This is a genomic window from Micromonospora sp. CA-240977 (genome assembly GCF_050942285.1).
In the GTDB taxonomy this organism is placed as follows: Bacteria; Actinomycetota; Actinomycetes; order Mycobacteriales; family Micromonosporaceae; genus Micromonospora.
Genome location: NZ_CP192055.1, coordinates 7441093 through 7462274, shown reverse-complemented (window position 1 = coordinate 7462274; position 21182 = coordinate 7441093). Strand labels below are relative to the sequence as shown.

Here is a 21182-nt window from a genome sequence, read left to right as displayed (position 1 = left end):
GTTCAGCCCAGCGTGGCCAGCTCGTTGATCAGCACGTTCGACATGACCTGGCCGTCGCGCTGTACCTCCCGCAGGTACCACTTCTGCTGCGGGGTACGCGGCTGGTTGAACTGCCAGATGCCGCGCGGGCTGTCGATCTGGCCGATCTTGCCGAGGGCCAGGTTGACCTGCTGCGGGTTGGGCGAGCCGCCGGTCAGCTGGATCGCCTGGTCGAGCACCTGCGCCGCGTCGTACGACGCCATCGCGTACGTGGTGGGCGTGACCTGGTACTTCTTGCGGTAGGCCGAGGCGAAGACCCGGTTCGACGTGTTGTTCAGGTCGGCTGAGTAGTTCAGCGCGGTCTGGATGCCCAGCGCGTTGTCCTTGAGGTTTTCCAGCACGTCGCCCTCGGTGAGGAAGCCGGGCGCGTAGATCGGCCCGCGGAACTTCTCCCGCAACTGCTTGATGAACTCCACGGCGGCCGCGCCGGCGAAGAAGCAGAAGACCGCTGTGGGATCCTTCGCCAGCGCCCTGCTGATGTCGGCGGCGTAGGTGGTCTTGCCGGGGTTGGGGTTGGCGCTGGTGTAGGTGACCGGGTCGCTGATGCGCGGGTCGGTGGAGCCGAACTCCTGCCGGAAGCCACGCACCACGTCCGGGCTGCCGACGTTCTCCGGCATGATGATCGCGATGCGGCCGTTGGACGGCAGCTGTTCGCGCAGGTAACGGCCCAGCGCCTTGCCGGCCTCGTCCAGCACGTACGACGTCCGCCAGATGTAGAAGACGCTCTGCAGGCTGCTCGGCGAGGCGTTGGAGCCGATCAGCGGGACCTTGGCCTGCTCGACGGTGTCCCGGATGCCGACCATCACCGCCGAGTTGACCACGCCGGTGAGCGCCAGCACGCCCTGCTTGAGCAGGCCTTCGACGGCGGCCTTGCCGCTCTTCGCGGTGTCGCCCTCGTCGGCGGTCAGCAACTCCACCGGGTGGCCGCCCAGCCGCTTGTCGTGGAGGTCGAGGAAGAGCTGGAAGCCGTTGGTGATGTCATCGCCGATGCTCTTGAGACCGCCGGCCTGTGGCGTGATCATCCCGATCTTGATCGGGCCGCGGTTGACGGTCGGCTGGGCGTCGGTGTCGGAGCCACACCCGGCGACGAACCCGGTGGTACCGAGCGCGGCCAACAGTTGGAGCGCCCGCCTGCGATTCATCTGTGACACCGAGTTCCTTCCAAGGAGCGTTGCAGGGCTGAACACCGCCCCTCCGGCGTTCTACCTGGTCCGCGACGCTGCGTCAATGGCTAGTGATCAACGTGCAGGGACCGTAACGAATCAAGGACCCGGGGCCAGGCGACGGACTCCGGGTCGATCAGCCCGAAATGCTCGCATCCGGGCAGTTCAAGAAGGGAGATATCGGATCCTGCGGCGGTTGCTTCCGCGACGAATCCCCTGCTCATCTCCACCGGCACCTGCTGATCGTCGGAGCCGTGCAGAACTACGGTCCGTGTCTGGATGGGCACCAACGATCGTGGATCGGCTGCCGCGTACCGGTCCGGAACCTCGGTCGGGCCGCCGCCGAGCAACGCGGCCACCGCGCCCGAGTCCAGGTCCCGCCGGTACGCCTCGGCCAGGTCGGCCACCGGGGCCAGGGCGAGCACCCCACCCACCGTCGGCGCGGCGGTGGCCGCCACGTACAGCGCCAGGTGGCCACCGGCGGAGTGCCCGACCAGAATCGGCGCGCCCTCGGTCACCCGGCCGGGCAGCGCCGCGGCGGCCAGCACGGGCAGCTCGGCCACCCCGGTCAGCACGTCGGTCAACGTGCCCGGCCAGCCACCTCCCGGCTGCCCGGTCCGCCGGTATTCCAGCTGCGCCACCGGGTAACCGTCGGCGGCGAGTGCGGCAGCCAGTGGGTCGGTGTGCCGCCGGTCGTACTCGACCCGCCAGAAACCGCCGTGCAGGACGACGACCAGCGGTCGCGCCGGACCAGCTCCAGCCGGGCGCCGCAGGTCGGCCACCTGGTCCGGGTGGTCGCCGTACGCCACGGTCCGGTCGGGCTCCGGTGCGGGCCGGGTCAACACGGCGCGCGGGTCGGCAGGCATGGCGCGACGGTAGCGCGCCCGCGCGGGTGGTTCGGGCCCGGTAGTCGGTCCCGGCTGCCACGGGTCCTGCCCACTGGGTAAAGATGGACCCCATGACCGAAGCGCGCTCAGCTGGACACGACGACGAGCCGGGCACCGACGACTCCGGCAACCCCGGCACTGTTGTGGTGGTCGGTCCGGACGGCCGGCCGATCGGGACGATGCAGACCGACGAGGGCCAGGGTGAGGATCCGACCCGCCTTGTCGAACAGCCGGCCAAGGTGATGCGGATCGGCAGCATGATCAAGCAGTTGCTGGAGGAGGTGAAAGCCGCCCCTCTCGACGACGCGAGCCGTAACCGGATGCGCGAGATCCACGAGCGATCGATCGTCGAGCTGAAGGAGGGCCTCGCCCCCGAGCTGCGCGACGAGTTGGAGCGCATCTCGCTGCCCTTCACCGAGGACAAGGCCCCGAGTGAGGGCGAGTTGCGGATCGCGCACGCCCAGCTCGTCGGTTGGCTGGAGGGCCTGTTCCACGGCATCCAGGCAGCCCTGGTGGCCCAGCAGATGGCCGCCCGGGTCCAGTTGGAGCAGATGCGCGGCGGCCGGCAGGCGCTGCCCAGCGGCCCCGGCGGGGTCGTCCCCGGCATGCCGGGCATCGGCCAGCCGGGCGGCGGCGAGGGCCACAACACCGGCCAGTACCTGTAACCCGGCTCAGCCCACCCCGAAAACCTTCTCCAGGTACGCCGCCACGCCGTCCTCGGTGTTCGCCGTCGTCACCTCGTCGGCGACCGCGAGGACGGCGCGGTGCGCGTTGGCCACCGCCACGCCCCGGCCGGCCCAGCTCAACATCGGCACGTCGTTGGGCATGTCGCCGAAGGCCAGCACGTCCGCGGCGGGCACCCCGAGCCGGTCGCAGTACCAGGCCAGCCCGGCCGCCTTCGTCACACCGGCCGCGGAGATCTCGACAAGCCCGGAGGACGACGAGTGCGTGGCCTCGGCCAGCCCCGCGACCGCTGCGGCGATCAGTTCGACGAAGGTGTCCGGGTCCTGCTCGCCGGCCCGGGCGAGCAGCTTCACCGCCGGCGCCGAGAGCAACTCCTCCGGCGTCTCGATCGGTCGGATCCCCTCGGGGTCGACGTCCCACCGCAGCGGGTAGTGCGCCTCGTGCCGCATCTCCCGGCTGTCCAGGATCTCCACGGCGAAGCTGATGTCGGGCACCTCGGCCCGTAGCCTCCGGGCCACCTCGGCCAGGTGGTGCGGCGCGAGCGGATCGGCCCGCAGCACCTCGTCGGCAAACGGGTCGTAGACCACCGCGCCGTTGGCGCAGACGGCCGGCAACGGCTCGGCCAGTTGGTCGTACACCATCTTGAGCCAGCGGACCGGACGGCCGGTGACCAGGATGACCGGCGTGCCTCGCGCGGAGATCCGCGCGAGCACGTCGGCGGTGCGTGGACTGACGGTGTGGTCGTCGCGGATCAGCGTGCCGTCGATGTCGGTGGCGATCAGGCGGGGCGTCTCTCCCATCACCGGGACAGTAGCCGGTCGAGATACACCGCCACACCGTCGTCGTCGTTGCGCAGGGTCACCTCGTCGGCGGCGGCGCGCAGGGTGGGGTGCGCGTTGGCCACCGCCACCCGGGACCAGCCGGCCCACTCGAACATCGGCAGGTCGTTGGGCATGTCACCGAAGACCAGGACGTCGGCCGGGTCCACCCCGAGGCTCTGCGCCACCACCGTCAGCCCGGTCGCCTTGTCCACGCCGGGCGGGCAGATCTCGATGAAGCCGAGCCCGGCCTGGGTGAGCGTGGCGACCTGCGGCGAGATGATCCGGCGGGCCACCGCCAGCAGTTCGTCCACGTGGTGGTCGGCGGTCCGGGCGAACGCCTTGATCACGTCGCAGGAGAGGCACTCCGCGCGGCTGCGCGCCTCGAACCGGTCCTGGTAGGGCCAACTCTCGTGGTAGTCACCCCAGAGGGGGGCGTCGTGCTCGTCGGACGCCTCGACCATCACGGTCAGCGGGCCGACCTCGGCCTCCAGGTCGGCGAGCAGCCGGGCCAGCACCTCGGCGGGCAGCCGCTCGTCGCGGAGCACCACCGGGCCGGTCGGGTCGCTCTGGTCGACCACCCGGCCGCCACCGGCCATCACCAGGAAGTCGGCGGCCCGGATGTCGTTGCGGGTCAACTCGGTAAGCCGAGGGCCGCGACCGGTCGCGCCGACCACCGGGATTCCGGCGGCCCGCACCCGGTCGAGCACCCCGTGGGTGTACGCGGAGACGGTGTCATCGCTGCGGACCAGCGTGCCGTCGAGGTCGGTGGCGATCAGCTTGGGCAGTCCCGGGCGGGTCATCGTTCCTCCTTCGCCCATCGCCGTCGCGCCTGCTGTCCCCCTCTGGTGGGGAGACCCTGGCGTCATGGCGGGCAGCAACCGTACCTCGCGGAACGGGTCGCATCCATGGCTTCCAGGCGAATCGGACGCGAACAGCGGCACCCTCGGTGATCTTGCGCGTTCCGTGATCCGCCGTCACTTCGAGGCGGAAATTGCCAGGTCGGCGCGGGTGGGGTCAGGACGGCGGGGTGGGGTGGGTGGTGAAGGGGGCCGCCGGAGTGACGGTGAGGTCGGCCGGCGCGGGGAGGGCGTCACCCTCGACCGGGCCGCGGTCCCGGTGCCGCCGCCACGGCCGGGTCGCCGGCGCGTCCGCGGGGCGGTCGTCCCCCGCTGGCCCGACCGGTGCGCCGGGCGGCGCGGCCGGAGCCAGCCGCAGAGCCGCACCGAGCAGTACGCAGGCGACGAACGCCATCACCACACCGCGGCCGTACTCGGCCCGGAAGCCGTCCTGCGGCGAGTAGAAGAAGTCGCGCTGGCTGAGGTCGTCGAGGGTGGCCGTGGCGGCGACCAGCAGCGCCAGCAGCGCGCCGGCCAGGGTGAGCCCAACGAGCCGGGCGTTCGGCCGCACGGCCGCCGTGCCCCGCAGGGCCAGCGCCACGGTGCAGACGAGACCGAGGAGCCCGACCAGGTAGCCGACCCCGAAGCCACCGACCTCGGACACCCCCGCCGGCACCTCGATCGTGCCCTCACCCTCGGGCCCGCCGTTGGGCAGACTCATCACCAGCCACTCGCCGACAAGCGAGGCGACCCCCGCCACCGCGCCCAGACCGGCGAGCAGTAGCGGCAGCCGAGGGTCCTGCGCGAGACCGGCCAGGGACCAGCCGAACCGGCGTCGTGGAGCCGGGTCGACAGCACCCCACTCGATCACGGCCGGCTCGTCGGACCGGTCGCTCTGCCGCGGGATCGGAAGCTCGTCGGACATCGGCCATCCTTCCGCCGGTCACGGACCTGGTCGCATCATGGCACAGCCAGCCCGTCGTGACAGGGATCGCAGGGCAGACGTCAGTGCCGGTCGGTCGCTCGGCGGTCACCTTTCCGCTAGCGTTCTCCTCATGCCTATCCGTACCGCTTCAGCACAATGGCAGGGCAATCTCACCGAGGGTGCCGGCACGGTCCGCACCGGTAAGGGCGGCCTGTCGGGCAACTACTCCTTCAAGTCGCGCTTCGAGGAGGGCGAGGGCACCAACCCCGAGGAGCTGATCGCCGCCGCGCACGCCGCCTGCTTCTCGATGGCGTTCTCGAAGGCGCTCGCCGACGCCGGCTCGACTGCCACCTCGGTCGAGACCACCGCCAAGGTCCACCTGGACAAGACCGACGCCGGCATGACCGTGACCCGGATCGACCTGGAGACCGTCGGCCAGGTCCCGGGGATCGACGACGCGGAGTTCCAGAAGCTCGCCGAGGCCGCCAAGGCCAACTGCCCGATCTCCCGCCTGCTCTCGCCGGGTGCCGAGATCACCCTCAGCGCGCGCCTGGCTTCCTGAGCCGGTCGACCCACCACCGCACGTTCACGGACAGAGTCTCCGCCCGCCCCTGGGCGGTCGCTCTCTCCGTGAGCCTGCGGGGCCGGTCAGCGGCGCCTCACGACGGGCCTGCCGGGTCCGGCATCGGGCAGAATGGGTGACGTGCCGGTGGAGATGACCCGTGAGCGCTTCGAGGAGCTGGTTGCCGATGCCCTCGACGAGGTGCCCGAGGAGCTGCTCGGCCTGATGAGCAACGTGGTCATCCTCGTCGAGGACGACCCGCCGCCGGGCGAGACCAACCTGCTCGGCCTCTACGAGGGCCACGCCCTCACCAGCCGTGGCTGGGACTACTCCGGCGTGTTGCCGGACCGGATCTTCATCTACCGGCGCCCGATCCTGCGGATCTGCGACAACGACGACGACGTCGTCGACGAGGTGGCGGTGACCGTCGTGCACGAGATCGCCCACCACTTCGGCATCGACGACGAACGGCTGCACGCGCTGGGCTGGGGCTGAGCCCACCGACGGCCACGTGGTCGCCGCTCGGCCGATGGCCCGTAGTTGCCCTGGTCGCCTACCGTCGGTGCAGCGACCGCAACCCTGTCAGGAGGCACCTTTTCATGCGCAGTGAGCTGTTCTCGGCGGAGAATCTGGAGAAGGAGTCCGCGCAGCCCGGCATGCGGCTGCAGAACTCCAAGATGTTGAAGATCGAACTCAACGGCGAGGCGATGGCCCGGGTGGGGTCGATGGTCGCCTACCAGGGCAATGTGCAGTTCCAGGCGCTTGGGTCGGGCGGGCTCGGCAAGTTTCTCAAGCAGAAGCTCACCGGCGAGGGCGTCCCCCTGATGAAGGTCTCCGGCCAGGGTGACGTCTTCCTCGCCGAACTCGCCAAGGACGTGCACATCATCGACCTGGAGCCGGGCGACGCCCTCTCCATCAACGGCTCCAGCGTGCTCGCCTTCGACTCGACCCTCCAGTACGACATCAGGATGGTCGGCGGCGCCGGCATGGCCTCATCGTCCGGCCTGTTCAACTGTGTGTTCAGCGGCTACGGGCGGATCGCCATCACCACAAAGGGCACCCCGGTCGTGCTCAACGTGGACGCCCCCACGTACGTCGACCCGCAGGCCGCGGTCTGCTGGTCGGCCAACCTCCAGACCGGCTACCACCGGGCCGAGCAGTTGGGCCTCGGCACGCTGCTGGGCCGCCGCACCGGTGAGTCGTTCACGATGAGCTTCGCCGGCCAGGGCTTCGTTGTGGTGCAGCCCTCCGAGGAGCCGCCGGTCATGGGCAGCGGCCAGCAGCAGCAGGAGGGCGGCCTGCTCGGCGGTCTGCTGAGCTGACGACCCCGGCGCGGGCGCTCCCGAGCTTCGGGAGCGCCCGGTCAGGTCAGGTCACCGGTGCGCAGTCGGGCCAGCCAGGCCGCCGCGTCGACGTAGTCGGCGTCGGAGAGGCCCGCCGGCGCGGGCACCGGCCGGTCACCCGCCGCCTCGGCCCACCGGTGCCGGGGGTACGAGCCCAGGAAGCGGACGTCCGCGCAGACCCGGCGCAACCCCTGCAACGCCTCGCCCAGTCGTCCGTCGGCCACGTGCCCTGTGCAGTCCAGGAAGAAGACGTAGCGGCCCAGCGCCTCCCCGGTGGGGCGGGACTCGATCCGGGTCAGGTTGACGCCCCGGACGGCCAGCTCCATCAGCACGGACAGCAGCGCGCCGACCCGGTCGTGGGCGATGTAGACAGCGAGCGAGGTGAGGTCGTCGCCGGTCGGCGGCGGGGGTGGACCGGGCCGGGACACCAGCGCGAACCGGGTCACCGCGTCCGGGTGATCGGCGATCTTGTCGGCGAGGATCGCGAGGCGGTGTCGGGCAGCCCCGATCGGCGCGCAGATGGCCGCGTCGTACGAGCCGGCACCGGCGCCCGCCGCTGCCGCCCCGTTGGAGAGCACGTCGATCACCACGGCGTCCGGCAGATGGTCACGCAGCCAGCCCCGGCACTGGGTGGAGGCCTGCGGATGGGCCGCCACGGTGCGGATCGAGGTCAGCGGCGTGCCGGGCCGGGCGCCGAGCACGAACTCCACAGGCAGGATCACCTCCCGGGTGATCACCAGGGGCTCGCCCTCGGCCATCTCGTCCAGGGTGACGCCCACCGCGCCGCCGATCGAGTTTTCCAGCGGGACCAGTGCGGCGTCAGCGTCTCCGGTCCGGACGCTGTCCAGCGCCTCTCCGACGCTGCGGGCAGGCGTGCAGGTGCCGCGCTCGGCGGCGGGGAGGGTGCGCAGGGCCTGCTCGGCGAAGGTGCCCTCCGGCCCGAGGTAGACGAAGCGTGTCGGCGGTGTTCCCGGCATGCCGACCAGCCTACGCACTCGGCCGGACGGGCGGACCGGCGTCGCAGGCGAGGGCGCGGATCCCGGCCGGGCCGGTGGCGCGTACCTCGATGGTGCAGACGTCGGTGCCGGCGGTGACCAGGGCCGGTGCGCTGGCCTGACCCCGGGTGACCACCTGGAGCTCCTCGTGGCCGGTCACCTCCAGGACGGTGTACTGCCACTCGCCGGCGCAGAGCGGCCCGGTGCGGACCTGGACCCGGACGTTTGTCGGCAGCACTCCGGCCCGGCCCCGCAGCAGTTGCACCACCCGCTGGCCGGTCGGGCCGTTCCGGCAGGCCGTCGCGACCAGCCCGGCGTCCGCGGTGGGCGTTACCGGACCGGGTGGCGGCGCGCTGGCCGGCGGGCGGGTGGGTGGGGTGCTCGGGCCGGATGCCGTCGGGGCTGCGGTGCGGGTGGGCACGGCAGTCGGCTCCGACAACTCGGGTGGGGCGCCACAGCCGGCGAGCACCGCGACGGCGAGCACCGCGAACGCGACAGGTCGGATCCGGACCGTGGGTCGCGCGGGGACGTGATCGGACGCCCGGCCACGCGGCGCCGATGGAAGGTGGATTGTCGCCCGGGGTGGGGGAGACGAGGGGCGGGGCGGGGTGAACGGCACGGGCCGATCCTCGGGACATCGGAGAATTCGTCGCGGCCGGGGTGGCCGAGCCCATCGTAGGGTCAGCGGCCGAGCCGGTGTAGGTCAGCCGGTGACGCGGTGCCCGGCGCGCTGGAGCGCGGCCGTGCCCTCGGTCAGCCGGACGGCCGGCACCAGCAGATAGTCGGTGTCGAAGGTGGAGAAGGTGAGCACGCTGACCCGTGCCTCGGCGAGCGGGTCGACGAGCGCGGCCAGACTGCCGGTGCTGGCCAACTGCACCGGGGCGGTCACCCGTAGACAGCGCCAGACGGTCTCCACCACGGCCTGCGCCGGAACCCGATCTGCCGGGCAGATCACCGAGATCCCATCGGAGGTCCAGCTCACCGTGACCACGTCGGTGCCGCTCAGCCCGCTCGACAGCGCGTACGGCAGGGCGGTGCCGGTGGCCAGCCGACACACAGCGTATTCCCCTGGCAGCACTGCGACATCGAGCATGAGGGCACCTTACGGCCTCGTCGCGCAAGGCTGAGCCAGCAACGCCGTGGGCGGCTTGCCGCTGGTCAGACCTCGGAGAAGAAGGTGAGCGAGCCGGCCACGGCACCGTCGGTGAGCACCGGGGTGGAGATCGCGTCGACTGTCGCGTCGGAGCTGTTCGCCGAGGCGGCCTGCACCCGGAGTAACCCGCGGGCGAGTCGACCGGAGGAGAGCGCCAACAGGGGCGGGATCTTGTCGATCTCGGCCTCGGTCAGCTCGCCCCGGTTGGCGGTGAAATCGAGCAGGCGCAGCCCGCCGTCGAGCAGCGGTCGCCCGATCAGGCCGTCGGGCTCGCCCAGGCAGAGCAGCTCGCAGCCGGCGGTGGAGATTGCCACCACCAGGGTGTCGGCGTCGATCAGCAGGCACGGCTCGGAGGCCCGGGAGACCGTCGAGGACCACTGACCGACGTTGCCGGACTCCGGCTCTGTCGAGGCCCGCGCCGCCGGCACGAACGCTTCTGAGAGCGAAAGTTCGACGTGGGCCACCGCGCCTCCTATGTGCACCGATCGACTGTCCACGCTAGCGGGTCGCCGACGGAATCACCGAGCGCACCGGGTCACCGAGCCGCGCAGGGTGAACCGAGGCGGTCGGCGACGGCGCGGAAACCGGTGAGGTCGAAGGGGGACCGGAGCCGCGTGGCGTCGCCGGTGACGTTACCGGCGGTGGGCCGGCTTGTCAGCGGCCGTTCGGCCCTCGTCATACCACCGGTAGTCGGCTGGTGGACGGTACGTGCCGTTCAGCCAGGTGCCGGGGTGCTGGGCGACCCGGGAAAGCTTTTCGGCGGTGGCCGGGCTGATCCGGCTGCCACCGGCCACGAGGAGCCGGTCCAGCTCTCGATGGGTGGCCATCAGACAGTCCTTCGGCAGGCCGTAGACACTGATCACGCCGGAGCCGACGAAGGTCAGCACCGGCGTCACCGGGACCGGCAGCCCCACCGCGTCGGAGAGGGCCTTACTTGCCCGCTTGGCGTCCCGGCGGGACTCGGCCACGTACGGCGGACGCTTGCCGTTGATCTGCACGACGTCCCCGGCGACGAGCACCCTGGCCCGGCCGTGGTCGGCGATTGTCACGGCGAAGAGGCCACTCGGCCCGATGGCGAGGAACCCGGCCCGCTCGTCCTGACCGCGGTCGAGGACGTCGGTGACGTCGGTGCGCGGCCACTCGATGACGTGCCAGGCGGGCCCGAGGTGGTCGAGTTGACCCAGTGCCCGCGCCCCGGCCGCCTCCAGGCGGCGCGCGCCCCGCTCGGCACGACGGCGGCGGGCCCATTCGAGCGGTGTCGGACGGACCGGTTCGAGAACCCCCGGCGACTCGACGCGGGGGTGTGGCACCGCGACGGGCGGCAGTGCCCGAGCGGACGGTACGGCTCGTCGTGCGGGAAAGACAGTCATCGCGACCTCCGGCAAAAGGTCCCTCGAAGTTATGTCCTCACTACCCTACGTTGCCACTACCGGTGTTCGGCAAGCCGGAGCGCCGGAGTGACTACGGATGAATGCCATATTCATCCACAGTTCTTTTCTCGGATGCCGCCAAACCCTGCCCTACGCTGCGGGAGTGACCCACTACGTCGACAGTGAAGTCGGCCGGCTCGGCACCGTACTGCTGCACCGGCCCGGCCCCGAACTGGCCCGGCTCACCCCACGCAACAACGACTCGCTCCTGTTCGACGCGATCCCCTGGGTCGGACGAGCCCAGGAGGAGCACGACGCGTTCGCCGCCGCCCTGCGCGACCGTGGAGTCGAGGTGCTCTACCTGGCCACCCTGCTGGCCGAGACGCTCGCCGTCGCGGACGCCCGGGCCGAGCTCACCGAGCAGGTGCTGCGCTCCCGCCGGCTCGGCGACACCCTGCGGGCCCGCGTCGCCGATCATCTCTCCTACCTCGACCCGGCCGCCCTGGCCGACGTGCTCACCGCCGGGCTGGCCCACGAGGAACTGCGGATCAGCTCGGAGCGGCCGGGCGGACTGGTCTACACGCTGATGGACCGGCACGACTTCGTCATCGACCCGCTTCCCAACCTGCTGTTCACCCGCGACTCGTCGCTGTGGATCGGCGACCGGGTCGGCGTCACAAGCCTGGCCATGCCGGCCCGACGCCGCGAGACCACCCTGACCGACGCGATCTACCGCCACCATCCCCGCTTCGCCGGCACCGAGTTCGTCTACCGCCCGAACCTTGAGCACCTGGAGGGCGGGGACGTGCTGCTGCTCGCCCCCGGGGTGCTGGCGGTCGGGGTGGGCGAACGGACCACCCCGGCCGGCGCGGAACGACTCGGCCGACAGGTCTTCGCCGCCGGCCTGGCCCACACCATCCTGGTGGTGCCGATCGCCCAGAAGCGCGCCACCATGCACCTCGACACGGTCTGCACGATGGTCGACGTGGACGCCGTACTGATGTATCCCAACATCGCGAGCTCGCTGTCCGCGTACACGGTTATCGCCGGCGCGGACGGTGCGGACCCGCGGGTGGACGGACCCGCGCCGTTCCTGCGGGCCGCCGCCGACGCGATGGACCTCGACCTGCTGCGGGTCATCGACACCGGGCTGGACCCGGTGACCGCGGAACGCGAGCAGTGGGACGACGGCAACAACACCCTCGCCCTGGCGCCCCGGCTCTGCGTCGGCTACGAGCGCAACACCGAGACCAACGCCCAGTTGGAGCGCGCGGGCATCGAGGTGATCCCGATCGCCGGCTCCGAGTTGGGCTCCGGTCGGGGCGGGCCGCGCTGCATGTCCTGCCCGATCACCCGCGACCCGTTGTGAGAATGGGCGCCTTCTCCGGAGAAGGCGCCCATTCGCGGCTCAGCGGAGGGTGAGTTGCCGGCCGAGCAGTCCCTGGCGGGAGCGCCGGGCGGCGGCGTCGAGCGGGTCGGTGGCGGCCAGCGCCTCGGCGTACCGCTTGGCGAACTGCGCCACCGGCTCCTCCCAGTCGGCCGCCGGAGTCGCCTCCGGCAGGTCCCAGACCGGCACCAGTCGACCGTGCGCGCGGAACATGCCGGCGAACTTGGTCTGCTCGCCGAGCGTCAGCGAGCCGGCCGCGCCGAGGCGGGCCAACGCGTCCAGGGCGTCGTCCTCGTCGTCGGGCAGCACCCACCGCACGTGTGCCTTCTCCGGGACCTGGCACCAGTACGCGGCCTTCGCCGCGGTCAGCCGCACTGTCGGGTAGATGGCCGCGTTCGCCCGCTCCAGCGACGCCTGGACGGTCGGATCGTCGGCGGCCCCGGGGTCGAGCCAGAACTCGAATCCGTCGTGCATGGTGATCTCCAGGGGGCCGTCCACGAGGACGTCCTGGAGGCGCGGCCCGGGGCCGGGCAGCGGCGGCACTGTCACCTGGCCACCCGGCTCGGTCCGCAGCGCGCTGAGCAGCGCCTCGGCCAGATCCCGGGAGACGTCACCGGACTGCTGGTGGCGTTGGAGACCGATGAGCACCCGACCGTCCGGCTTGGTGATCGCCGGAGCGGCCATCGGCAGCACCGTGGCGAGCGTCGCCGGCCGGTCCCCGAACTCCTCGACCAGGGCGGGCGAGAGGCGCAGCGGCGCGGAGGCGGCCGGCACCAACTCGCGTAGCGCGATCCACTCGACCTCGTCGACCAGCCCGTCGAACGGACGCGGCACGAAGACGTCCCGAACCTTGTCGCGGCGGGGGGCGGTGTCGGTGGCGGTGCGCTGGCTCTTTCGACGCTTACTCACGGCGTCACAGCCTAGAGCCCCGGCCGGCCCGACGTGGGCCGGACCCGCCAGAGCCGGACTCAGCCCGCCGGCACCAGGTCGGATCGGGGCGCCGGGGCCGGGTCGAACTCCGCCCAGACGCGTTGGCCCATGCCGTCCCGCTCGACACCCCAACGGGTCGCCAGACCGGCCACGATGTGCAGCCCTCGCCCGTCCGCCGCGTCCGCGCTGGCCGTCCGGATCCGTGGCGCGGTGCTCGCGCCGCCGTCGGTGACTCCGAGCTGGATCAGTGGGCCCTGGGTGGAGGGCCGCAACCGCCAGGCCACCCGGACCACTCCGCCGGGCAGCGGCCTGGCGTGCCGCACCGCGTTGCCCACCAGCTCCGCGAGCACCGCGATCAGATCCGCGAGGAGCGTCGGGGGCACGATGTCCGCCAGTTCACCGGCGAGCCGGTGCCGGGCCAGTCGTGCCCCGGCCGGGTGGTGCGGGACCACCACGCACCACGCCTGATCCCTCGCTGCCGCTGCCGCTGCCACCGTCGCCTCCACGTCGCGCCACCTCGGTCAACCGCGTGGTAGCCGCACCTCTGCGACCGTACCGCCGTCGGTCCTTGGACGTAGGGATACCCATCCATTCTGTTGTTCAACGATCCGGCGGACGAGATAGAGGCCGAGCCCCGCCCCCGGGTAGCCGCGCCGGTCGCCGGACTCGCCCTGCCAGAACCTGTCGAACGCCCGCTCCACGTGCTCCGGTCGGATGCCGATGCCCCGGTCGCTGACGCGGAACGCCACAAGTTGACCGTCCACCGAGGCGGTGATCTCGATCGGCGACTCCGGTGGGGAGTACTTGCCGGCGTTCGTCGTCAACTCGGTCAGCACGGTGGCCAGGCTGGGCCGGTGGCCGAGCGCCTTGGGCAGGTCGCCGGGGAGGCGGAGCACCAACCGGCGACGCAACTCCGTCGGCAGGTCCAGGACCGCGGAGCGCAGCGCCTCGCCGAGGTCGAACGGGGTGGGCGGGTCGTCGCCCGGCCCGGCCTCGGCCGCCGAGCTGAGGAGACGGTCGACAAGCCGGGCCAGCTCGTTGGCGCGTTGCCCGATGACCCGGGCAGCCTGCCGTCGGTCGACCTCGGTCAGCGAGTCCCAGTGGTCGGTGAGGGTGTCGGCGTACCCCTTGATCACGGTGACCGGGGTGCGGAGTTCGTGGCTGGTCACCGCGACGAACAACTCCCGGTCGTGGTCGCGGCGCTGCTGGTCGGTGATGTCGCGGAAGGTGACCACCCGCAGCGTGCCCGGACCGGGCAGGTCGCCGGAGGTGATCCGCAGCCAGCGGCCGTCCGGCATCCGGTGATCCCGCACCTGACCGGAGGGCGGCAGTGGAAACGGCAGCGGACGGCTCAGCGCCTGCTCGACCGGCCGGCCGGTGACCTGGGCGGCGGCCGGGTTCCAGAGCCGGACGTGCCCGTCCCGGTCGACGACGGCCAGCCCGTCGGCGAGGGCCGCCACCACCGGGCCGTCACCGTGCACCGGCAGGCCGGTCTGGTCGCCGTACATGTGGGCGACACAGGACGCGAGGTAGGCGACCACCCCCTGCCGCTCGGCGTCCGGCTCGTCGTCGCCGGGATAGAGCGCGTGCAGGCTGCCGACGGTGTGGCCGCCGATCTCGGCCCGCGAGACCACCATCCAGCGCAGGTCACTGCCGGCCAGCTCACCGGCCAGCTTGCCGTTCAGGCGGCCCACCAGCACGTTGCGCACCCGTGGCCCGTTGAGCAGGCAGACCGTGTCCGGGTCGTCGACCGCCAGCGGACGGCCGAGGGCCCACCCCGCCGCGCCGGTCGCGGCGATCACCCGACCACCTGTCGGACCGAACTCGACGAACGCCATCCCGGTCGCGCCGAGGGCCGGCTGGGCCACCCGGAGCAGCTGGGTGAGGACCGGAAGGCCCGCCTCCCCAGAGTTGATCATCTCGATGACGACTGTGTGACCGGTGAGGAGAGCGGGGAAATCGATACGCTCCGGCATGTGCCCGAGTCTGCCCCGCCGACCCGGATTTGGCACCCCTGCCCGGTCAGCGGTCCAGCCGGGCGAGGGCGTACCCGGGCCGGTCGGTGATGATCCCGTCCGCCCCGGCCGCCAGCACCAGCTCAAGGTCGGTCGGCTCGTTGACCGTCCAGACGTACACCTGGTTGCCGGCCGTGCGAAGTGCGGGCAGCAGCTGCGGGCGGGCCCGGACCAGGCTGATGCCCGGTCCGGCGATCCGGGTGCCGAAGGGCAGCCGACCCAACTGCGGCCAGCGCGGCAACACCTCAAGCAACAGCACAGTGGGCAGCGTCGGGGCGAGTTCGCGCACCCGGCGGACCGCCAGCGGGGAGAACGACATGACGGTGACCTGCACCGGGTCGTCCGGCGCCGGCTCGGCCAGCCCGTACCGACGCAGCAGGCTGACGAGTCGCCGTTCCACGTTCGAGCCGTAGCGCGACGGGTGCTTCGTTTCTACCAGCAACCGGACCGGCCGCCCGGCGGCGAGCACCGCGTCCAGCAGCCGGGTCAGGGTCAGCAGCCGGGTGTGCGAATCGTCCGGCGGGACGTCCCCGTTCGGCGCGCTGCCCGGATGCCACGAGCCGAAGTCCAGCGCGTCCAGCTCGGCGAGGGTACGCGCGCTGACCAGACCGCGACCGTTGCTGGTGCGGTCGAGTCGTCGGTCGTGCACGCAGACCAGGTGCCCGTCCCGGGTCAGCCGGACGTCGCACTCCAGGCCGTCGGCGCCCTCGTCGAGAGCGCGCAGGTACGCGGCGAGGGTGTGCTCGGGAAGGTCGTACGAGGCGCCGCGGTGGGCGAAGACAAGTGGACCACCCATCCCGGCCGCCTCAGATGACCTGGCCGGGCTGCCCGTTCGCGTCGACCACCGGGCGGCCGACCGCGGCCCACTGGCGCATTCCGCCGTCGGCGTTACGCACCTGCTCCCAGCCGTTGTTGACCAGGTAGGCGACGACCTGGGCGGAACGTCCCCCGGAGCGGCAGACGACCGCCACCTCCCGGTCGGTGGGCACCTCCGCGAGCCGGGCCGGCAGCTCCATCATCGGCAGGTGGTGGGCGTTGGGAGCATGGCCGGCCGCCCATTCGTCGGCCTCCCGCACATCCAGCAGGTAGGTCTCGTCGGCGATCTCGGTCACGGGCACGGTGGGAACCTGGGGTCCGAACACAGGAAGCAACACTAGATCCTCGTGGACCGGTTCCGCACCGACCTCGCCGTCGACACCGTCACAACCGGGTCACCCACTGCGGGTTGGCCTGCGCCCAGGACGGCATCTGTCGGCCGCGAACCGCCTCGAACAGCCCGTTGCCGCCGTTGTCCAGCACCACGTACGACACCTCGTCGATGATCTGTGGGGACGACGGCACCTGGACGCCCCGCATCCCGTCGGGCGGCAGCGCGCGCAGCGCGAGGAGCAGGTCCTCCAGGGGTACGCCGTTGGTGTCGACTGTCAACGAGCTGCCCACCGCCCGGAGCACCTGATCGAACTTGACCGGGTTGCTCCGCAGGTCGGCCTTGCCGGCGCTGTCCAGCATCGCCCGGAGCAGTTGCTGCTGGTGGTGCTGCCGGTCGTAGTCGCCGCCGGGCAGGTCGTAGCGCTGCCGGACGTAGTCGAGCGCCTGCGCTCCGTCCATCTGTTGGCAGCCGACGGGGAAGACCCGGTTGGTGTGGATGGAGCGGACCTCGGTGTCCACGCACATCTGCACCCCGCCGAGCAGGTCGATGACCTTCCGGAAGCCGGAGAAGTCGATGAGCGCGGCGCCGTCGAACCGGATTCCGGTGAGCCGGTTGAGGGTCGCGGAGAGCAGTTGCGCTCCGGCCGGTCCGCCGCCGCCGTGCTCGTACGCCGCATTGATCTTGTCTTGACCGCCGCCGAAGCCGTTCGCGGGCGGGATGGCCACCAGCAGGTCACGTGGGACGGAGACCAGGTATGCCTCCCGCTGGCCGGCCGGCACGTGCACGATGAGGATGGTGTCGGAGCGTTGGTCCGGTCCGCTGCCGCCGGGGCGGCGGTCGGAGCCGACAAGGAGATAGTTGAGCGGCCCGTTCAGGTCGGTGCGGTCAACGCGGGCATTGGGGTCGAGCAACTGTTCCTTGGTCACCGTGCGGTCGTACCGGTTGCTCAGCGTCTTGAGCCCGACCATGGCGAGCCCGGCCAGCAGGACGAGGGCCAGGCCGACGCCGAGCATGATCCGTGACCCTCGGGCGCGGCGTGCTCGGGTGGGCGGGGCCGCTCCGGCCCGGCCCGCCACGTTCCGTCCCCACCTGGACGTGACCGCCTCCCCGCAGCCGATACGTGAAACCTGTTCACGTCAGGCTACGGGCGGTGACGGGGTGGTCGCCGGCTTTCTAGGACTTCCGGCCGCCGTCCCTCACTTGCGGGTGGAGATCACCTCGGGGTGGTTGAAGACGAACTCGGCGAGCTTGTCCTGCTTGACCGCCCGGAACATGTCCTTCGTCTCGTCGTTCAGCGCCTCGGTGCCGTTGCTGGTGCCGTTGAAGGTGCCGTTGTTGGTCTTGAGCATGGTCAGCTCGTTCGCTGTCACCCCGCGCATGGTGAAGATGAAGTTCTCGATCGACGCGCCGCCGGTGTCCAGCACGAACGCCTTGCCGGCCGCCTTGATCAGCTGCTGGAGCTTTGTCGGGTTGGTCAGCATCCCGCCGTCGGTGGCCTTCTTGGCCATCGCCTTGATCAGTTGCTGCTGGTTCTGCTGCCGGTCGTAGTCGCCACCGGGCAGCCCGTAGCGCTGCCGGGAGTAGTCGAGTGCCGCCCAGCCCTCCATCTGCTGGCAGCCCTTCTTGTGCACCACGGCGGTGCGCGGCTTGCCGGTCTTCTTGGCGTCGGCGTTCCACATCGGCTTGCCGTCGACGATCGACATGTGCTTCGACTTGACCTCGTGACTCACGCAGATCCGCACGGTGCCGAGGGTGTCGATGACGTTCTTGAAGCCGCCGAAGTTGATGATCGCCGCGCCGTCGAAGCTGATGCCGGTGAGGCCCTTGATCGTCTGGGCCATCAGCTGGGCGCCGCCCTCCCAGCCGCCGCCGTTGCGGGCGCCGGCCTCGAACGCAGCGTTGATCTTCGCGGTGCCGCCGGTGTAGCCGCTCTTCGGGAACGCGGGGATCTGCGCCTCGGTGTCCCGGGGGATGGAGATCAGGTACGCCTGATCGTGCGTGGCCGGGACGTGCAGGATGATGATGCTGTCCGAGCGCACGTCGTCGGCGGCCCAGCGCTCCCGGGCGTCCACGCCGAGCAACAGCATGTCGATCGGGCCGTCCAGACTGGCCCCGCCCTCGGCGTCGGACTTGCTCGCGTCACCCAGCAGGTTCCGTTGCGCGATGTCCCCGGTCGCCTGGCCGATCAGCACCTTGCCGCCGACGATGCCCACACCGCTGCTGAGCATCAGCACCGCCCCGAACACCACTGTCAGCCGGGCCCACAGCGGATCCTTGCGCTTGGTCCGCTTCTTCGCCGACCCTCCGCCGACCACCCGGCCGCCGTCGCCGCTGCCGGGCGGGCGACCGCCCGGCCCACCACGCGAGGGCTGCGCCTGCATGGGTATGGCCGCGGCGACACGGCCGCTGGGGGCGGCGGACCCGGGGGAAGGAGGGCGGCGACTGGCCTGAACCGGCATGCGTGCTCCAGCTCGTGATCAGGAGGGGGCGGCACCACTGTACGTACATCAAATCGACTTGGCGAGTTCATCCTGGGTCAATCTCGACGCCGATGCACACGAATCAGGTCGATCGTCGCGCCTCGATGACCCGAACAGCGGGGTGCCGGTCGGCCCGGCGTACCACCGGACCGACCGGTGCGGTCAGCCGCCGTCCTTGCCCTTCGGCGGGTTGGCCTTGACCCAGTCCGCCATGGTGTCGGCCGTCATGGCCTGGTACATGGCGAGTGCCTTCTCCCGGTCCGACACCACCACCGACTCGCCGTTGATGGTGTCGCTGCCCGAGTTCGGGCTTGTCACAAAGGTGAGGTTCTGGCCGCGCAGGTTGCGGAACTGCAGCGCCATGTCGGTAACCGAGAAATCCCTGTCGACGGTTACGGCAGCGGTCACCGACTTGAGGAAGTTGTTGAGCTTGCCCGGGTTCGCCAGCGTGCCGGTGCTCGCCGCCTTGTCCATCAGGGCCCGCAGGAACTCCTGCTGGTGCCGCATCCGGGCGAAGTCCCCGTCCGGGAACTGCTTGCGCTGCCGGATCCAGTCCAGCGCCTCCGCGCCGTCCATGTGGTTGGTGCCCTTGGTGAACGTCCGGTACGGCTTGTGGATCGAGGTGATGGTCCGCTCCACCTTCAGGTCCACCCCGTCGAGGGCGTCGGTGACCTCCTTGAAACCGCCGAAGTCGATCGCCATCACGTGGTCGATCCGGACGTCGGTGAAGCACTCCACGGTGCGCACCGCCAGCGGCAGACCGCCGAACGCGAACGCGGCATTGATCTTCGCGCGCTGTCCGGAGCCGCAGTCCGCGCCCGCGCTCTCCGGGATCGGCACGTAGAGGTCACGCGGGATGGAGACCAGGTACGCCTCCTGGTGGTCGGCCGGGATGTGCATCACGATGATCGTGTCGGCGCGCCACTGGCTCTTGCTGTCGACAGGCGCGTCCGGGTCCCGCGAGTCGCTGCCCACCAGCAGGATGTTCAGCGCGCCATCCACCGTCTTGGCCGGCCGGCCACCGGTGATCTCCGCGAACGGGTCGGTGCGGGCCAGGTCGCCGTCGAGGTTGCGGGCGTACAACCAGGCGCCGATGCCGCCGAGCAGCGCCAGCACCAGCACCGCGACCCCCGAGACGAGGGCGATCCGACCCCAACGGGGGCGCGGCCCACGCGGCCCCGAGCCGCCGAGGCCACCCGGCCCGCCGGGCCCCCGTGGCCCCACCGGACCACCGGGCCTGGGCTGCTCCTCGTCGTACGGCGGGTAGAAGCGCGCCTCGGTCGGACGGGCGCGCCCGGAGGCGCCCCGATCGGGGCCGGGGACCGACGCGCGTCCGGCGCTGCGGTGCAGGTGCGGATGCGGGACGCCGGCAGACGAGGTCGCAGACATGTCACTCAGGGTACGTAGCGGGAGCCACCGCCGCCTTCAGCCGACACTCAGAGACCGCCGGTGCCGACGAACTGGTCATCCCAGCCGCGCCCGGAAGTACGCGATGGTGCGTCGCAGGCCATCTTCGGGCGTCACCGTCGGCTCGTAGCCGAGCAGTTCGCGGGCGAGCGTGAGATCGGGCCGGCGCATCTCCGGGTCGTCCGAGCTGCGGGTGACATAGGTCACCGACGAGGTGCTGCCGGAGAGTGACACGATCAACTCGGCGAGTTGCCGCATCGACAACTCGTGCTCGGTGCCGCAGTTGACCGGGCCGGTCTCGGTCGAGTCGAGCAACAGCAGGATGCCCCGCACCAGGTCCTCGACGAAGCAGATGGACCGGGTCTGGTTGCCGCTGCCGTGCACGGTGATCGGCTCGCCGCGCAGCGCCTGGGAGATGAACGTGGGGATGGCGCGACCGTCGTCCGGGCGCATCCGCGGGCCGTACGTGTTGAAGATCCGGACGATGGCCGCGTCGAGCCCGCGGTAGCGGTGGTACGCCATCGTCGCGGCCTCGGAGAAGCGCTTCGCCTCGTCGTAGACGCTGCGGACCCCGATCGGGTTGACGTTGCCCCAGTAGGTCTCGCGCTGCGGGTGCTCCTTCGGGTCCCCGTACGCCTCGGAGGTGGAGGCCATCAGGAACCGGGCGCCGTCGGCGGTCGCGCGCTCCAGCAGGTGCAGGGTGCCCACCGAGCCGACCCGGAGGATCTCCACCGGCAGTTGGGCGAAGTCGGTGGGGCTGGCCGGCGAGGCCATGTGCAGGATCGCGTCGAACCGCTCGGCCAGCGCCGGGTGGTGGGTCGGCAGGCCCTCGGAGATGTCCGCTTCGACGAGGGTGAAGGTGGGCTGGTCCAGCAGGTGGGCGACGTTCTCCTTGGAGCCGGTCACGAAGTTGTCGAGCGCCACCACAGTGCAGCCACGGGCGATCAGGACATCCACCAGATGCGATGGGACGAAACCAGCGCCGCCGGTGACGAGAACACGGTGACCGGAACCGAAGCGCTCAGCAACCTTCAT

Annotated in this window: 24 protein-coding genes; 5 read left to right on the top strand and 19 right to left on the bottom strand. The window is 71.3% G+C overall.

The window, feature by feature from the left end:
* Positions 1 to 2: 2 nt before the first annotated feature.
* Positions 3 to 1190 carry an ABC transporter substrate-binding protein gene (locus ACQPWW_RS34050; protein WP_433127881.1) on the bottom strand — a complete coding sequence of 396 codons (1188 nt, stop codon included), beginning with the start codon at positions 1188 to 1190 and terminating at the stop codon, positions 3 to 5.
* An 80-nt stretch (positions 1191 to 1270) separates the two neighbouring features.
* Entirely contained in the window at positions 1271 to 2068 is a 798-nt protein-coding gene (locus ACQPWW_RS34045; RefSeq protein WP_433127880.1) for an alpha/beta hydrolase family protein, read from the bottom strand.
* Between the two features lie 83 nt (positions 2069 to 2151).
* Between ACQPWW_RS34045 and ACQPWW_RS34040 the strand changes: the two genes are divergently transcribed.
* On the top strand, positions 2152 to 2754 hold the full coding sequence (locus tag ACQPWW_RS34040) for a bacterial proteasome activator family protein (protein ID WP_433127879.1): 603 nt from the start codon (positions 2152 to 2154) through the stop codon (positions 2752 to 2754).
* 6 nt (positions 2755 to 2760) lie between these two features.
* On the opposite strand, the gene ACQPWW_RS34035 is transcribed toward ACQPWW_RS34040, so the two are convergent.
* The 3 genes from ACQPWW_RS34035 to ACQPWW_RS34025 all read right to left on the bottom strand — a co-directional run bounded on the left by ACQPWW_RS34035 (position 2761) and on the right by ACQPWW_RS34025 (position 5355).
* Positions 2761 to 3573 (bottom strand): HAD family hydrolase, encoded by an 813-nt coding sequence (locus ACQPWW_RS34035; protein ID WP_433127878.1) that lies wholly within the window; start codon positions 3571 to 3573, stop codon positions 2761 to 2763.
* Positions 3573 to 4394 (bottom strand): HAD family hydrolase, encoded by an 822-nt coding sequence (locus ACQPWW_RS34030; RefSeq protein ID WP_433127877.1) that lies wholly within the window; start codon positions 4392 to 4394, stop codon positions 3573 to 3575. Before ACQPWW_RS34030 ends, ACQPWW_RS34035 begins: the two co-directional genes overlap by 1 nt.
* 214 nt (positions 4395 to 4608) lie before the next feature.
* Entirely contained in the window at positions 4609 to 5355 is a 747-nt protein-coding gene (locus ACQPWW_RS34025; RefSeq protein WP_433127876.1) for a hypothetical protein, read from the bottom strand.
* Between the two features lie 130 nt (positions 5356 to 5485).
* Between ACQPWW_RS34025 and ACQPWW_RS34020 the strand changes: the two genes are divergently transcribed.
* The 3 genes from ACQPWW_RS34020 to ACQPWW_RS34010 all read left to right on the top strand — a co-directional run bounded on the left by ACQPWW_RS34020 (position 5486) and on the right by ACQPWW_RS34010 (position 7239).
* On the top strand, positions 5486 to 5917 hold the full coding sequence (locus ACQPWW_RS34020; protein ID WP_433127875.1) for an OsmC family protein: 432 nt from the start codon (positions 5486 to 5488) through the stop codon (positions 5915 to 5917).
* 147 nt (positions 5918 to 6064) lie between these two features.
* Positions 6065 to 6412: a metallopeptidase family protein gene (locus ACQPWW_RS34015; protein WP_433134748.1), complete on the top strand. Its 348-nt coding sequence runs from the start codon at positions 6065 to 6067 to the stop codon at positions 6410 to 6412.
* A gap of 104 nt (positions 6413 to 6516) precedes the next feature.
* Positions 6517 to 7239 carry an AIM24 family protein gene (locus ACQPWW_RS34010; protein ID WP_030487734.1) on the top strand — a complete coding sequence of 241 codons (723 nt, stop codon included), beginning with the start codon at positions 6517 to 6519 and terminating at the stop codon, positions 7237 to 7239.
* 41 nt (positions 7240 to 7280) lie between these two features.
* Here ACQPWW_RS34010 and pheA read toward each other — a convergent pair whose 3' ends face one another.
* The 5 genes from pheA to ACQPWW_RS33985 form a co-directional block, all read right to left on the bottom strand.
* Complete coding sequence (gene pheA / locus ACQPWW_RS34005) at positions 7281 to 8237, bottom strand: prephenate dehydratase (protein WP_433127874.1); 957 nt, start codon at positions 8235 to 8237, stop codon at positions 7281 to 7283.
* A 10-nt stretch (positions 8238 to 8247) separates the two neighbouring features.
* Positions 8248 to 8760: a hypothetical protein gene (locus ACQPWW_RS34000; protein ID WP_433134746.1), complete on the bottom strand. Its 513-nt coding sequence runs from the start codon at positions 8758 to 8760 to the stop codon at positions 8248 to 8250.
* Between the two features lie 198 nt (positions 8761 to 8958).
* Positions 8959 to 9348, bottom strand: coding sequence for an ACT domain-containing protein (locus ACQPWW_RS33995; RefSeq protein ID WP_433127873.1), 390 nt, complete (start codon positions 9346 to 9348; stop codon positions 8959 to 8961).
* Positions 9349 to 9413: 65 nt separating this feature from the next.
* The gene (locus ACQPWW_RS33990; RefSeq protein ID WP_433127872.1) at positions 9414 to 9872 is read right to left on the bottom strand and encodes a hypothetical protein; all 459 of its coding nucleotides are present in this window, start codon (positions 9870 to 9872) and stop codon (positions 9414 to 9416) included.
* Between the two features lie 168 nt (positions 9873 to 10040).
* Positions 10041 to 10778 (bottom strand): hypothetical protein, encoded by a 738-nt coding sequence (locus ACQPWW_RS33985; protein WP_355030935.1) that lies wholly within the window; start codon positions 10776 to 10778, stop codon positions 10041 to 10043.
* A gap of 163 nt (positions 10779 to 10941) precedes the next feature.
* Here ACQPWW_RS33985 and ACQPWW_RS33980 point away from each other — a divergent pair, with 163 nt between their 5' ends.
* Positions 10942 to 12147 carry an arginine deiminase gene (locus ACQPWW_RS33980; protein WP_433127871.1) on the top strand — a complete coding sequence of 402 codons (1206 nt, stop codon included), beginning with the start codon at positions 10942 to 10944 and terminating at the stop codon, positions 12145 to 12147.
* Positions 12148 to 12186: 39 nt separating this feature from the next.
* Here ACQPWW_RS33980 and ACQPWW_RS33975 read toward each other — a convergent pair whose 3' ends face one another.
* The 9 genes from ACQPWW_RS33975 to ACQPWW_RS33935 form a co-directional block, all read right to left on the bottom strand.
* A complete protein-coding gene (locus ACQPWW_RS33975) occupies positions 12187 to 13074 on the bottom strand; it encodes a DUF5926 family protein (protein ID WP_433127870.1) in 888 nt (295 codons plus the stop codon).
* Positions 13075 to 13133: 59 nt separating this feature from the next.
* Positions 13134 to 13550, bottom strand: coding sequence for an ATP-binding protein (locus ACQPWW_RS33970; protein WP_433134744.1), 417 nt, complete (start codon positions 13548 to 13550; stop codon positions 13134 to 13136).
* A 66-nt stretch (positions 13551 to 13616) separates the two neighbouring features.
* Positions 13617 to 15071, bottom strand: a complete 1455-nt coding sequence (locus tag ACQPWW_RS33965; protein WP_433127869.1) for a PAS domain-containing sensor histidine kinase — start codon at positions 15069 to 15071, stop codon at positions 13617 to 13619.
* A gap of 46 nt (positions 15072 to 15117) precedes the next feature.
* Positions 15118 to 15906 carry a glycerophosphodiester phosphodiesterase gene (locus ACQPWW_RS33960; protein ID WP_433127868.1) on the bottom strand — a complete coding sequence of 263 codons (789 nt, stop codon included), beginning with the start codon at positions 15904 to 15906 and terminating at the stop codon, positions 15118 to 15120.
* Positions 15907 to 15916: 10 nt separating this feature from the next.
* Positions 15917 to 16252, bottom strand: a complete 336-nt coding sequence (locus tag ACQPWW_RS33955; RefSeq protein ID WP_355030940.1) for a rhodanese-like domain-containing protein — start codon at positions 16250 to 16252, stop codon at positions 15917 to 15919.
* Between the two features lie 58 nt (positions 16253 to 16310).
* Positions 16311 to 17273: an LCP family protein gene (locus ACQPWW_RS33950; RefSeq protein ID WP_433127867.1), complete on the bottom strand. Its 963-nt coding sequence runs from the start codon at positions 17271 to 17273 to the stop codon at positions 16311 to 16313.
* Between the two features lie 183 nt (positions 17274 to 17456).
* On the bottom strand, positions 17457 to 18719 hold the full coding sequence (locus ACQPWW_RS33945) for an LCP family protein (protein ID WP_433127866.1): 1263 nt from the start codon (positions 18717 to 18719) through the stop codon (positions 17457 to 17459).
* A 183-nt stretch (positions 18720 to 18902) separates the two neighbouring features.
* Positions 18903 to 20129 carry an LCP family protein gene (locus tag ACQPWW_RS33940; RefSeq protein ID WP_433127865.1) on the bottom strand — a complete coding sequence of 409 codons (1227 nt, stop codon included), beginning with the start codon at positions 20127 to 20129 and terminating at the stop codon, positions 18903 to 18905.
* 75 nt (positions 20130 to 20204) lie between these two features.
* Positions 20205 to 21182 (bottom strand): NAD-dependent epimerase/dehydratase family protein, encoded by a 978-nt coding sequence (locus ACQPWW_RS33935; protein ID WP_433127864.1) that lies wholly within the window; start codon positions 21180 to 21182, stop codon positions 20205 to 20207.